The sequence below is a fragment of the Streptomyces sp. NPDC054961 genome, assembly GCF_053609145.1.
Window position 1 is genome coordinate 28,516 of sequence record NZ_JBSGWY010000026.1, and the last position, 12,609, is coordinate 41,124.

A 12,609-nucleotide genomic window follows, 5' to 3' on the forward strand; every position below is an offset into this window, starting at 1 on the left:
CCCCTCTGGCTGTGGTTTTTCCCTCTGCACCTCGGGTCCCCGGGTGGGGGGGGGGGGGGCCCCCGCCCCCCCCGCCGCCCCCCCCCCCCACCCGGCGGCCGTCAGCGGCCGTGGCGGCCCGGCGTCGCACGGCGGCGGGCCAGCCCGAACAGCACGGCCGCACCGACGGCCAGGGCGCCGGCCCCGGCGATGGCGATCGTCGGGGTGGCGCTGTTGCCGCCCGTCTCCGCGAGGTTCACCTCGCCCTGCGGGGTGACCGGGGACGGGGCGGCCCCGGCGTTCGTCTTCGGGTCGTTGTCCCCGTGGCCGTTGTGCTCCACGGTCGACTTGTCCGAACCGGCGGCGATCTGCTGGTCGGTGGGGGCCGAGGGCTGGTCCGACGCCTGGTCCGAAGGCTGGCCGGAGGACGGGTCCGAGGGCTGGCCGGAGGGCTTGGAACCCGGCTTCGTGGTCGGCTTGCCGTTCGCGCCGCCCGTGGTGGCGCCGCCCGCGGCCGCGCCGCCCGTGCTGCCCGTACCGCCCGTACCCGTACCGGCGCCGCTCCCGCCGTTGTCCTTGCCGAAGACCACGTCCGAGCAGGTGTAGAACGCCTCCGGGCTGTCCGAGCGCTGCCAGACGCTGTAGATCAGGTGCCGGCCGGTCTTGTTCGGGACGGTGCCGGAGAACACGTAGTCGCCGTTCTGCATCCCCGGGTCGGAGACCTTCACGAACGGCGCCGGCTCCAGGTCCGACCACTTCAGCGGCTTCGAGGGGTCGTAGCCGTCCTTCGTCACGTACAGCTCGAAGGAGCCCTTGTGCGGGGCGGTCCCCTTGTAGCGGAAGGTGTGCGCGCCCGGGGCCAGCGGGCTCGCCGGCCAGTCGGCGCGCGCCAGGTCCAGCCCCTTGTACTTGCTGTTGCCCGCCGAGCAGAGCTGTCCGTCGGGGATCAGGGACTTGCTCTGTCCTGCGGCGTTGGCGATGTTCACCGCGTTCCAGTCGTAGAACGCCTGCGTCCCGCTGGCCGCGACCGCCGCCTTGCAGGCCGCCGACTTCGGGGCCTCGGGGCCCTCCGCGTAGCACGCCGCCACCCGGCTGACCGGGTCCGTCATCGAACCGTGGGCGGCCGCGGGCGAGACGGCGTACGCGGCCACCGCGAGCGGGGCGAGCCCGATGGCGACACGGCCGGCGATACGGGCGGCGGTACGGCGTGCGGGCATGGTGGATCTCCTCTGGGGCACGGCACAGGGCAGCGCGAGTCGGGGGTGCACCGGGGGGCCGGGGCGGTGCGGCGCCGCCCCTCACGGGTTCGCGGCGCCGCCTCCGGCCCTCCCTGGCTCAGCCAAACTAACCGCCCCCACCCCGCGTTTCGCCGGCTCGGGGCCCCCGGAGCCGATCCTTAGGGCCCCGTTAAGGACGAGGTAAGCGGGGGCTCAGGAAGCGGGCCCACGGGGGGCCCTTCCCGCCCGAGGGCCCCTTCCGTGGGCGCCGCACGCCGCGCCCCGGCAGAAAGAATCGGGGGGCCCTCTGGCCGCCGGACCCGGCGGACTCGTAGGGTCCCCAGCCATGGAATGGACTTCGTTGGCCGCGACGGCGCTCGGTGCGGTCATCGGGGTGGGCAGCACGCTCACCACGGACCGGGTGCGATGGCGCCGGGACACGGGCGAGCGTGACAGGGAGACCCTGCGCACGGTGTCCGCCCAGTTCCTGGAGGCGCTGACCGAGGCGCGCGACGCGATAAGTGACGCCAGCCGCTCGGGGCACCTGCCCGTGGACGAGCGGGCTCGGCTCGCCCGCGCCAGCATCCTGGACCACGGCGTGCACGCCAAGCAGTACCAACTGGAGCTGCTGGCCACGCCGGAGGTCGCCCGGTTGGCCGGCGAAGCGGCCCACGAACTGCTCCGCTACCGGGACGCGGTGGTCGCGGGCCACACGCGCGACGATCCTGAGTGCGCGCAGGTACGACGCGCCTTCCGGGAGGTGCGCCAGAAGCTGATGGCCGCCCTTCGGGCGGCACTGGCACGGGACTGAGAGCGGCTCCCCCTCTGGCTCCCCTTCTGGCCCGCCTCTGGCTCCCCCCGCGGCTCACCGTGCCGGCGAGCCGCAGACGGGCCGGCCGCGCGCACCGGCGGACCGGTCAGGTCAGCAGCGTGCCTAGTCCCGCCGTCGAACGGGCCCGGGCCTCCAGGAAGTCCAGCGCCCGTACGGCCTCGGCGGCCGCCCCGGGGTCGGCGGCGGCGAGGCCGCTCTCGGCGAACTCGTCCTCGTCCAGGCGCAGCACCGCGGAGCCGTCCCCGGACACCCACAGGTCCAGGTCCAGGTCCTCGACCAGGATCGCGCCGTCCGTCACCACGGCGGGCCGGGTCACGTCGCAGTACCAGCCCTTGAGGACGCCGTCGCCGGTCCGCACCTCCTTGACCGCGTACCAGCGGTCGCGCCAGTAGTGCTCGGTGAACACGTCGCCCGGCTCGAAGCGCACGAACCCGAAGTCCCGTACGTCCTCGGCCGCCCAGGGCGCCCGTACGGTGATCCGGGTGCCGGTGTCGGCCACGAGTCCGGCCGGATACGTGATCTTGGTGCGTCCCGCCTTGGTGAGGGTGACGGTGACTCGGTCGGTCATCGGGGTGTGTCCGCTTCTCTCAGTCGTCGGATGGGGCGAACCGCTTGGTGAAGCGGGTCTCGGTGGCGCAGACCGCGTACCCGAACCAGGTGTTGACGGCGAGCATCGGAGCGTTGCCGGTGTCGTTGCCGGTGAACGCCTCCGTGTAGCCGGCCGCGCGGGCCCGGAGCAGCGAGTCGGTCTTGGCGAGCTTGGCCAGTCCCCGGCCGCGGAACGCGCGCAGGGTGCCGGTCATGCCGGAGGAGTAGCGGGCCGCGCCGTCGGTGTGGGCGGCGGTGAAGGCGGCCACCTCGCCGTTCACGAGCACGACGGTGGTGAGCTCCCGGTCGAGGTACGGATGGTTCCAGGTGTGCCGCAGCCAGTCCTCGTAGTCGTCGAACTCGGTCGGCACGTCACCGGGTTCGTCCAGCGTGGCCGCCGCGTCGGCCTCGAAGAGCGGCCGCGGATCGGCGGCGAAGACGTCGCCGGGGAGCAGCTCGACGCCGGCCGGCAGGGTCGCGGGGAGCGCGGGCAGCGCGGCCGAGGCCAGGTCGAGGCGCAGGAAGTGCGCGGAGCGGGAGGCGCGGTACCCGTGCCGCTCGGCGAAGGCGCGGTGGGGCGGCTCGTCGAGCACCCAGGTGTACGAGTCCTTCGCGCCCTCGGCGGCGAGGTGCTCCTCGGCGGCGCGCACCAGGGCGCTCCCGGCGCCGAGCCCGCGCCGCGCGGGGTCCACGTAGGCGTTGACGAAGCCCTGGCCGGGCACGGGACTGTCGTGGACGATGCCCACCTGCGCGGTGCCGATGACCTGGCCGTCGGCGGTTTCCGCGACGAGGTGGCGGTAGCGCTTGCCGGGGTGTGCGGAGGCCAGCTCGAAGCCGACTCCCCGAGCGGTGCTGATCATGAAGGGCAGGGCGGCGCGGCGCACCCTCACGACGGACTCGGCGTCGGCCGGGTCGTTCGGGCGCAGGTCGCGAATGCGGGGGCTCATGTGCGTGACGGTAGGCGCGGACGGGGGGTGCGCGCCTTCGAATTTCGCCGCGGCTGCCGTCGGCGACGGGGCGTTCGCGGGCCGGTGGGGGACAATCGGCCGCGTGACCTCGACTTCCACGAACCTGAAGATCCGGATCGACGGCGCGCCCGGCGCGGCCGCCCCGTACGAGCAGTTGCGCGCCCAGATCGCGGAGGGGGCGCGGGCGGGACGGCTGCCGGCCGGCTTCAAACTGCCCACGGTGCGCGGACTCGCCGAGGAGCTCGGGCTGGCGGCGAACACGGTCGCGAAGGCCTACCGGGCGCTGGAGTCGGACGGGGTGATCGAGACGCGGGGCCGGGGCGGCAGCTTCGTCGCCGCGGCGGGCGACGGGGCGGCCCGGGAAGCGGCCGCCTCCGCGCAGGCCTATGCCGAGCGGGCGCGGCGGCTGGGCCTGACCTTCGACGAGGCGGTGGCGGCGGCGCTGGACGCGCTGCGGGCACGGTACGCCGGCTGACGCCCGCCCGGCCGGGGCCGCGTCCGCAGGCGTCCGCCGGGTCAGCCCTCGCGCCGCAGCAGCCGGGCCCGCAGGTGGTGGTGCATGGGCTGTCCCACCGCGGCCATGTCCTGCACGATCGTCAGCTCGCCGTCCTGGAGGGCGTACCGGCGCCGCATGCCGGTCACCACCTTGGCCCGGGGGGTCATCGCCACGGTCTCCGTCTTCATCTCGACCTCCGTGCCGGACACCCGGCCGACGTACGTCTCGACGATTCCCGTCGGGTGGGCGAGCGTGGCCTCGATGGAGGCGTCCGGCAGGATCCGCCACCACCCGGTCTCCCGCCCCGCCGGGCGCAGCGCCTTCCCGGACCCGTCGACGAGCCAGGCGCGCGAGGTGTAGCAGAGGAAGGGCCTGCCGTCGTGGCTGAAGGTGATCTCCTGCTCGTACCGGAAGTCGTGCTCCAGGGTCGGGTACTCCCCGCTTCCCCGCCCGTGCCAGCGCCCGATGAGGCCCAGCACCGGCTGGAGTTGCGGATGCGGCTCGGGACCCTCACCGAGGACGTGGCTGTCGGGGTAGGGGTTCTCCTGCGCCGGTTCGAGCACGGTGCGTTCTCCTGTTCGTGGGCCCCGCGGGTGTACACGGCCGACGGGGCGGGCCTCCGGCCGCGCCCCCATTGTCGTCGCCGTGCGCGCGCCCCGCGCCCGCGCCCCGCATGCCCCCCACGACGGGGTTCCCGCCGGCCCTCCGGGAGGCCTACAGGTACAGCCCCGCCTCGGTGTCGTGGCCCTGCGGCGGCAGCAGGGCCGCGGGGCCGGTCGCGCCGCGGCGCAGGGCGTAGAGCTCCGCCAGCGTCGCGCCGTCGCGGGAGACGCCCTCGTCGGTGCCGAGCCAGTCCACCGCCTCACGGTGCGTCAGCCGGCCGACCTCGATCCGGGCCAGGCAGCGGCCCGGCCGGACCACCGCCGGGTGGAGCCGCTCCAGGTCCTCGTTGGTCGTCACGCCCACCAGTACGTTGCGCCCCTGGCCGAGCAGCCCGTCCGTGAGGTTGAGCAGCCGCGACAGCGCCTGCCCGGCGGTGTGCCGGGCCTCGCCGCGGATCAGCTCGTCGCAGTCCTCCAGGAGCAGCAGCCGCCAGCGGCCCTTCGCCGTGCCCTCGTCCTCGCCGATCGCGATGTCCATCAGGTAGCCGACGTCGTTGAACAGCCGCTCCGGGTCCAGTACGCAGTCCACCTGGCACCAGTCCCGCCAGGACCGGGCGAGCGTCCGCAGCGCCGAGGTCTTGCCCGTGCCCGGAGGCCCGTGCAGCAGGAGCAGCCGGCCCGCGATGTCGTCCGGGGTGACCTTCATCAGCCGGTCCATCGCCCCGGCCACCGGAGCCGTGTAGTTGGGCCGCACCTCCGCCCAGGTCCCGGCCGCGATCTGCCGGGTCGTGCGGTACGGGCCGCGGCGCGGGGAGACGTACCAGAACCCCATGGTGACGTTCTCCGGCTGCGGTTCGGGCTCGTCCTGCACCCCTTCCGTGGCTTCCCCGAGCACCCCGGCGGCGAGTTCGTCGCTGATCGCCGTGACCGTGATGTCGGCGCCCCGGCTCCAGCGGGAGACGAGCATGGTCCAGCCCTCGCCCTCGGCGAGCGTCGCACTGCGGTCGGTGTCGCGCGCCGAGCGCAACACGGTGGCCTTGGGGGGCAGCAGGGTCGCGCCGGCCTTCACCCGCTCGATCGAGACGCTGTGCGAGTAGGGCTGCTCGCCGGACGCGAAGCGGCCGAGGAACAGCGCGTCGACGACGTCCGACGGGGAGTCGCTGTCGTCGACGTTGAGCCGGATCGGCAGTGCGTCCTGCGGGTTGGCTGGCATGGCGCCCATGATCCGGCACGAACTCCGCTCATGCACACGTGTTTCGCCGGAACGAGTGGCGGAGTTCCCTCTTCAAACGCAGTGCGGGTGAAGATTCGGACCACATGTCCACTCCGAATATTCTTGACATGAACACTTACAGCGAGGCTCCGCTCCTTGTATCACGGACTGAGAAGTAACCCCCACAAGGAGCCGCATACATGAGCATGAGAATGCCGCGCTTCGCAGCCCTCGCCTCCGCCCTGTTACTCGCCGCGGGCGCCGCCCTCTTCGGCGCGGGACAGGCCTCCGCCGCGGCCGACTTCGGCTATGTCGCCCTCGGCGACTCGTACTCGTCCGGAGTCGGCGCCGGCAACTACGACAGTTCCAGCGGCAACTGCAAGCGCACCACGCGCGCCTACCCAGCGCTCTGGGCCGCCGCCCACGCCCCGCAGACCTTCTCCTTCGCCGCCTGCTCGGGCGCCCGTACGGGTGATGTGATGAGCGGCCAGCTCACCCCGCTGAACTCCGGCACCGATCTGGTCAGCATCACCATCGGCGGCAACGACGCCGGATTCTCCGACGTCATGACGACCTGTGTGCTCCAGTCCGAGTCCACCTGCGTCAGCCGCGTCAACCAGGCCAAGGCGTACGTGGACGCCACCCTCCCCGGCCAGCTCGACACGGTCTACGACGCCATCCACAGCCGGTCCCCGGGCGCCCACGTGGTCGTCCTCGGCTATCCCCGCTTCTACAAGCTGAACGGAAACTGCATCGCCGGACTGACCGAGGGCGAACGCACGGCCATCAACGGAGCCTCCGACTACCTCAACGCCGCCATCGCCAAACGCGCCGCCAACCACGGCTTCACCTTCGCCTCGGTGGCGGGCACCTTCACGGGCCACGAGATCTGCTCCGGCAGCGAGTGGCTGCACAGCCTCAACTGGCTCAACATCGGCGAGTCGTACCACCCGACCGCCGCCGGACAGTCCGGCGGCTACCTGCCCGTGCTCACCAACGCGGCCTGAGGGACCGACGGCCCGGCCGTCCGGCGGCCCCGGGCCGCCGGAGGGCCGGGCACGCTCAAGGGCTGACGGTCGGTCCCGGCTCCGCAGACGGGGAGCCGCTCGGTCCGGAGGCCCCGGGGGAGGGGGCCCCGCTCGTCGGGGTCTCCTCCACGCACGTCACGGAGTACTCGAGCCAGGCCGAGGCCGCCTCCCCGGGGGTCCGGATCTCCAGCCGCACCGCGTCCTCGAAGGTCGCGTCCGGATAGGACGTCAGCTCCGTGTGGTCCAGCCGCACGCTCCCCGGCCCGCCCGCCGGGTACGTGACGGACTGCCAGCCGGGACCGGAGGTCTCCCCGCTGCGCGTGGCCCAGCGGTACTCCAGCACGGCCGGGGTCCGGTCCACCGCGACGGTGGCGGTGAAGGCGGGCGCTTCGGCGGCGGGCGCCGGGCAGGTGCCGCGGTAGCCGTCGCGGACGGCCTGGACCGCGGACAGGGTGAACTGGGCCGCGGGAGGGGCCGAAGGGGGCGCGGACGGGCTCTCGGGCGGGCTCTCGGGCGGGCTCGGGGAGGGGCTGCCCGGCGAAGGCGGGGCAGCGGCGCTCGTGGCGGGAGTCGCGGGAGGCGCGGGGTCGTCCCCGCCGTCGCCCCCGGTGGTGCGCAGGTCCTTCCACAGCAGCCAGCCCAGCAGGACCACCACGACCACCAGCAGCACGATCCCGCCGGTCAGGACCGCCCCCGCGCGGCCCGGCCGCCGCGGTCCGCCGGGCGCGGGGACGGGATGCGTCGCGGGCGTCGGGCCCGGCGGGGCGTGCGGGCCGCGGCGGCGCCGCGCCATGGAAGCGGGCGTGTCCGGACCCACCGTCGGCCCCGACGCGGCCCCCGCGGGAAGCGCCATGGTCGGCCCGGACGCGGTCCCGCCGAAGGCCCGTACGGTGCCGCCCGCACCGATGATCCGCAGCATCCTGGCCACCTCCACCGCGGGCAGCCGCTGCTCGGGATCCTTGACCAGCAGCCCCTCCAGTACCGGAGCCAGCGCCCCGGCCCGCGCGGGCGGCGGGAAGTCCTCGTCCACGATGGCCCGCAGCGTGGCCACCGAGGTGTCCCGGCGGAACGGCGAGACCCCCTCGACGGCCGTGTACAGCATCACCCCGAGCGCCCACAGGTCCGTGGCGGGGCTCGGATCGTGCCCCGACGCGCGTTCCGGCGACAGGAATTCGGGGGAGCCGACCACCTCGCCCGTCAGGGTGATGGCGGTGGAGCCCTCCAGGCTCGCGATCCCGAAGTCGCCGAGCACCACGCGGCCGTCGTTGGCGATCAGCACGTTGCCCGGCTTCACGTCCCGGTGCAGCACCCCCGCCTCGTGCGCGGAGCGCAGCGCGGACAGCACCTGCTCGCCGATGTGCGCGGTCCGCTGCGGGGTGAGCGGCCCGTCACACTCCAGGACCTCCGCGAGCGAGAGCCCCCGTACGATCTCCATCACGATCCACGGCCGGCCGTCGTCGGTGGCCACGTCGTAGACGGTGACGACGCCCCGGTGCGAGACGCGGGCCGCGGCCCAGGCCTCGCGTTCCAGGCGCCGGTACATGCGGTCCACCTCGGAGGGGTCCATGCCGACCGGTGCCCGCACCTCCTTGACGGCGACCTCGCGGCCCAGCACCTCGTCGCGGGCCCGCCACACCGTCCCCATCCCGCCCTGCCCGAGCGGGCCCAGCAGGCGGTAGCGTCCGGCGACCCTCTTCTCCGGGACGTCGTCCGGTGGGATCCCCGGGGCGTTCCCGTCATCGTTCGACGCGGACTCAGTCACCGCAGGCCTCATTCACGTGCGCTCCCGGCAGAGTTACCGGGCGATCACTCCAAGTTAGCGCAGTGCGCGCGGTGTGGCTCCCGTCACGCCGTGGGCGGGAGTGACGGCTCCGTGCGTTCCGCGCGAGCGGCCCGCGCGGAGGTGTGGAGGGCCGCGGGAGGCCCCAGGGCCCGGGGGCGGCCCTCTCGAGGCCCGCGCAGGGCCGCCGACTTGTGCGGAGAGTGACGGTCGACTCCACTGAGTAATCGTCAACTCCCGCTCGCCGCACGGGCAATTCACACCACCGGGATACCCGAGCGCGACGCGGGGGCGGTAGGGTTAACCTGCCCGGTGGGCCGGGTGCCCTCGTACGGGTGGGGAGAGACATGGAACAGATAGCAATGCGCAGCAGGCCGCCTCGCGTGCCTGCCATCACCTGCGGTAGCGGCGCGGCCAGTTCGCGCCTCGACCGCCACCTCGCCGTGCTGGGCGGTCCCGCCGTCCCGCACCGCGAGGCAGCCGAGGCGACGCTGCTCATGCGTGAGCTCACCTCGCGCGACCACACGCACCGCCTGCGGAGCCGGAGCGCGCGCGTCTCGCTCTTCGCGCCGCTGCGCCGCCTGCGTCGCACGCTCTTCGGCAGCCGCCGTTCGTAACCGTCCCGTTCCAGCAGCCACGCCGCTTCGCTCCCGGCCCGGCCGGCGGCCCGATCGACCCTGCCCAGTCAGCGAACCACGCCGTCCCGGCGCAATGCCGAGATCTGTTCGCCCGTCATCCCCAGGGCGCGCAGAAGGGCTTCGGTGTGCTCGCCGAGCGCGGGCACCGCACCCATGTGCGCTGCCTCGCCGCCGGGGAGCCCGATCGGCGGCAGCAGGGCCCGCAGCGGTCCCGCGGGCGAGTCCACCTCCCGCCAGCGGTCCCGGGCCGCCAGTTGCGGGTGCGCCGCGAGCTGGGCCACCGAGTTCAGCCGCGCACAGGCGAGGCCCGCCTCCTCCAGGCGCCCGAGGGCCTCGGCCGCGCCGAGCCGGCCCAGCGCGTCGGCCACCACCGCGTCGGTCTTCTCCCGGTTCGCGGTGCGCGCGGCGTTCGTCGCGAAACCCGGATCCTCGGCCAACTCGGGCCGCTCCAGGACCTGTTCCGCGAGCCGACGCCATTCCCGGTCGTTCTGCACCGACAGCAGCACCTGGTCCCCGTCCGCCGTCGGGTAGGCGTCGTAGGGCGCGATCACGGCGTGCGCCAGGCCGGTCCGCACCGGCTGCTCCCCGCCGTGCATCGTGTGGTGCAGCGGATGCCCCATCCACTCGGCGAGCGCGTCCAGCATCGACACCTCCACCCTCCCCCCGCGCCCGGTGGTCCCGCGCCGCAGCAGGGCCGCGAGCACGCCCGAGAAGGCGTACATGGCGGCCGCGATGTCCGCGGCCGGGATGCCGGCCTTGACGGGCCGCTCGGGCGTACCGGTCACCGAGACCAGGCCGGCCTCGCACTGGACGAGCATGTCGTAGGCGCGCTTGTGGGCGTACGGGCCTTCGGGTCCGTAGCCGGAGACGTCCACGGCGATCAGCCGGGGGTAGCGCGCGCAGAGCGCGGCCGAGTCGAGCCCGAGCCGGGCGGCGGCGCCCTGCGCGAGGTTCTGCACGAAGACGTCGGCCCCGTCGAGCAGCCCGTGCAGGAGCTCACGGCCGCGCGGGTCCTTGAGGTCGAGCGCGATCGACTCCTTGCCCCGGTTGGCCCACACGAAATGGGAGGCGAGACCGTGGGCGGCGGTGTCGTAGCCGCGCGCGAAGTCGCCGCCGTCGGGCCGTTCGACCTTGATGACCCGCGCGCCGAGGTCGGCGAGCTGGCGGGTGGCGAAGGGGGCCGAGACGGCCTGCTCCACGGCGACGACGGTGATCCCGTCGAGCGGGAGCGGCTCGGTGGCGTGCGTATCGGGTTGCATGGCCCTCTGCCTACCGGCCCGGAGGCGATCTGTCACCCTCCGGGCCCGCCCGCCGCCGTCGGGCCCGGCCCAGTTCCCGCTCCCGTTCCCGTTCCCGCTCCCACTTCCGCTTCCGTTCAGTCGCGGCCGCGTGCGTACAGGCGGGTGGCCGCCGGTACGAAGAGGACCAGCAGGACCGACGACCAGAGCAGCGCCCCGGCGACCGGGTGGGCGACCGGCCAGGCGGCGCCCGCCGCCGCCTCGTCACCCGCGATCCCGCACAGCGTGCGCACGGCGGTCGCCACGGCGCTGATCGGGTTCCATTCGGCGACCGTGCGCAGCCACCCGGGCAGGCCGGCCGTCGGCAGGTACGCGGCGGAGAGCATCGGCAGGACGAAGGTGGCGCTCCCGAGCTGGCCCGCCGCCTCCTCGCTCTTGCTCAGCAGGCCGAGGTACGTCCCCACCCACGCGGTGGCGAAGCGGAAGAGCAGCAGGACGCCGAGGGCTCCGAGCGCCCCCGCGGGGCCGTTCTCGACCCGCCAGCCCATCGCCAGCCCCACGAGCATCAGCGGAACCATCGAGGCGGCGGTGGTCAGCAGGTCGGCGGCCGTCTGCCCCAGCGGAACGGCGGTCCGGCTCATCGGCAGGGTCCGGAAGCGGTCCGTCACCCCGCGGTGCGCGTCCTGCGCGGCCGTGAACATCCCCGTCATCAGGCCGTTCGCGGCCGTGGCGGCGAGCATTCCGGGGACCAGGAACTGCCGGTACTCCTGGCCGGGCATGGCGAGCGCGCTGCCGAAGACGTAGCCGAAGAACAGCAGCATGGTCACCGGCATGGTCTGGGTGAGGATCAGCAGAGCCGGGGCGTGCCGGGCCTTCTGCAGCTGGCGGACGAGGACGGCGCCGCCGTCGGACAGCAAGGTGCTCATGCTGCCTGCTCCTTGATCTCGGTGGGGTTACCGGGGTTGCGGGGGTCGGGGCTCTGCGGGGCGGGGGCGGCCGGGGCGGCCGGGGCGGCCGGGGCGGTCCGGGAGGCGCCGGTGAGGCGCAGGAACACCTCGTCGAGGGTGGGCGGGCGCAGGCTCGCGTCGGTCACGGCGATGCCGGCGGCATCGAGCGCGCGGACGATCCGCGGCAGCGTGAGTCCGGAGTCGAGCACGGTCACGCCGACGCTGAGGCGCTCCCGGTCCAGGGCGGGCAGGCCCCCCGTCAGCTGGTCGAGTACGCCGGCCGCGCCCCCGAGCGCCTCGGGCTCGCCGACGGTGACCTCGGCGTAGGAGCCGATCCGCGCCTTGAGTTCGGACGGGGTGCCGGTGGCGGCGGTCCGGCCGTGGTCGACGACCACGATGTCGTCGGCGAGCCGGTCGGCCTCCTCCAGGTACTGGGTGGTGAGCAGCACGCTCGTCCCCTCCCGCGCGAGGTCCCGTACGGCGGTCCAGATCTGTTCGCGGGCCGCCGGATCGAGGCCGGTGGTGGGTTCGTCGAGGAACAGCACCCGGGGTCGGGTGACCAGCCCGGCGGCCAGGTCGAGGCGCCGGCGCATGCCGCCCGACCAGGTGCCCGCCACCCGGTCGGCGGCCTCGGCGAGGCCGAAGTGGTCCAGCAGCTCGTCGGCGCGGGCCCGGGCGGCCCGGCCGCGCAGTCCGGCGAGCCGGGCGAACAGCCGCAGGTTCTCGCGGCCGGTCAAGTCCCCGTCGACGGAGGCGTACTGACCGGTGACCCCGATGGCCCGGCGGACGGCGGCCGGGTCGCGCACGACGTCGTGGCCGGCGACGAGGGCGCGGCCCGCGGTGGGCGCCGTCAGGGTGGCGAGGATCCGGACCGCGGTGGTCTTGCCCGCGCCGTTGGGGCCGAGGAGGCCGCAGACCGTGCCCTCGGGGACGGTGAGATCGAGGCCGCGCAGGGCGTGCACCTCGCCGTAATTCTTCTCGAGGCCCTCACTAAGTACAGCGTACGTAGTAGTCATGCGGTGCACCCTACCCCACTACGTACGGTGTACGTAACTACGATGGTGAGCGATGGACGAGGTGATG

At 74.3% G+C, this 12,609-nt stretch carries 13 protein-coding genes; 4 read left to right on the top strand and 9 right to left on the bottom strand.

The genetic code is table 11. The annotated features are described in order from the left end of the window. Positions 1-101: 101 nt before the first annotated feature. Positions 102-1,196: a lytic polysaccharide monooxygenase auxiliary activity family 9 protein gene (locus ACWF9Z_RS22730; RefSeq protein ID WP_453604646.1), complete on the bottom strand. Its 1,095-nt coding sequence runs from the start codon at positions 1,194-1,196 to the stop codon at positions 102-104. Positions 1,197-1,542: 346 nt separating this feature from the next. Between ACWF9Z_RS22730 and ACWF9Z_RS22735 the strand changes: the two genes are divergently transcribed. After that, positions 1,543-2,007 (top strand): hypothetical protein, encoded by a 465-nt coding sequence (locus ACWF9Z_RS22735; RefSeq protein ID WP_453604647.1) that lies wholly within the window; start codon positions 1,543-1,545, stop codon positions 2,005-2,007. A 106-nt stretch (positions 2,008-2,113) separates the two neighbouring features. Here the strand turns inward: ACWF9Z_RS22735 and ACWF9Z_RS22740 are convergent, their stop codons facing one another. Together ACWF9Z_RS22740 and ACWF9Z_RS22745 are read right to left on the bottom strand one after the other, a co-directional pair. Next, positions 2,114-2,596, bottom strand: coding sequence for a DUF402 domain-containing protein (locus ACWF9Z_RS22740; protein ID WP_453604649.1), 483 nt, complete (start codon positions 2,594-2,596; stop codon positions 2,114-2,116). 19 nt (positions 2,597-2,615) lie between these two features. After that, positions 2,616-3,563: a GNAT family N-acetyltransferase gene (locus ACWF9Z_RS22745; protein ID WP_453604651.1), complete on the bottom strand. Its 948-nt coding sequence runs from the start codon at positions 3,561-3,563 to the stop codon at positions 2,616-2,618. A 103-nt stretch (positions 3,564-3,666) separates the two neighbouring features. Between ACWF9Z_RS22745 and ACWF9Z_RS22750 the strand changes: the two genes are divergently transcribed. Then, positions 3,667-4,059: a GntR family transcriptional regulator gene (locus ACWF9Z_RS22750; RefSeq protein ID WP_453604653.1), complete on the top strand. Its 393-nt coding sequence runs from the start codon at positions 3,667-3,669 to the stop codon at positions 4,057-4,059. Between the two features lie 41 nt (positions 4,060-4,100). Here the strand turns inward: ACWF9Z_RS22750 and ACWF9Z_RS22755 are convergent, their stop codons facing one another. Beyond that, positions 4,101-4,643 (bottom strand): FABP family protein, encoded by a 543-nt coding sequence (locus tag ACWF9Z_RS22755; protein ID WP_453604654.1) that lies wholly within the window; start codon positions 4,641-4,643, stop codon positions 4,101-4,103. A 151-nt stretch (positions 4,644-4,794) separates the two neighbouring features. Continuing rightward, positions 4,795-5,895, bottom strand: a complete 1,101-nt coding sequence (locus ACWF9Z_RS22760) for a DUF5925 domain-containing protein (RefSeq protein WP_453604655.1) — start codon at positions 5,893-5,895, stop codon at positions 4,795-4,797. A gap of 206 nt (positions 5,896-6,101) precedes the next feature. Here ACWF9Z_RS22760 and ACWF9Z_RS22765 point away from each other — a divergent pair, with 206 nt between their 5' ends. Then, positions 6,102-6,902: an SGNH/GDSL hydrolase family protein gene (locus ACWF9Z_RS22765; protein WP_453604759.1), complete on the top strand. Its 801-nt coding sequence runs from the start codon at positions 6,102-6,104 to the stop codon at positions 6,900-6,902. 55 nt (positions 6,903-6,957) lie between these two features. On the opposite strand, the gene ACWF9Z_RS22770 is transcribed toward ACWF9Z_RS22765, so the two are convergent. After that, a complete protein-coding gene (locus ACWF9Z_RS22770; protein ID WP_453604761.1) occupies positions 6,958-8,568 on the bottom strand; it encodes a serine/threonine-protein kinase in 1,611 nt (536 codons plus the stop codon). 482 nt (positions 8,569-9,050) lie between these two features. On the opposite strand from ACWF9Z_RS22770, the gene ACWF9Z_RS22775 reads away from it, so the two are divergent. Next, positions 9,051-9,320 (top strand): hypothetical protein, encoded by a 270-nt coding sequence (locus ACWF9Z_RS22775; protein ID WP_112451750.1) that lies wholly within the window; start codon positions 9,051-9,053, stop codon positions 9,318-9,320. A 68-nt stretch (positions 9,321-9,388) separates the two neighbouring features. On the opposite strand, the gene ACWF9Z_RS22780 is transcribed toward ACWF9Z_RS22775, so the two are convergent. From ACWF9Z_RS22780 to ACWF9Z_RS22790, 3 genes are all read right to left on the bottom strand, one after another. Further along, a complete protein-coding gene (locus ACWF9Z_RS22780) occupies positions 9,389-10,600 on the bottom strand; it encodes a CaiB/BaiF CoA transferase family protein (RefSeq protein WP_453604657.1) in 1,212 nt (403 codons plus the stop codon). A gap of 116 nt (positions 10,601-10,716) precedes the next feature. Beyond that, positions 10,717-11,505, bottom strand: a complete 789-nt coding sequence (locus ACWF9Z_RS22785; protein WP_453604659.1) for an ABC transporter permease — start codon at positions 11,503-11,505, stop codon at positions 10,717-10,719. Next, the gene (locus ACWF9Z_RS22790) at positions 11,502-12,542 is read right to left on the bottom strand and encodes an ATP-binding cassette domain-containing protein (protein ID WP_453604661.1); all 1,041 of its coding nucleotides are present in this window, start codon (positions 12,540-12,542) and stop codon (positions 11,502-11,504) included. Before ACWF9Z_RS22790 ends, ACWF9Z_RS22785 begins: the two co-directional genes overlap by 4 nt. Positions 12,543-12,609 lie beyond the last annotated feature (67 nt).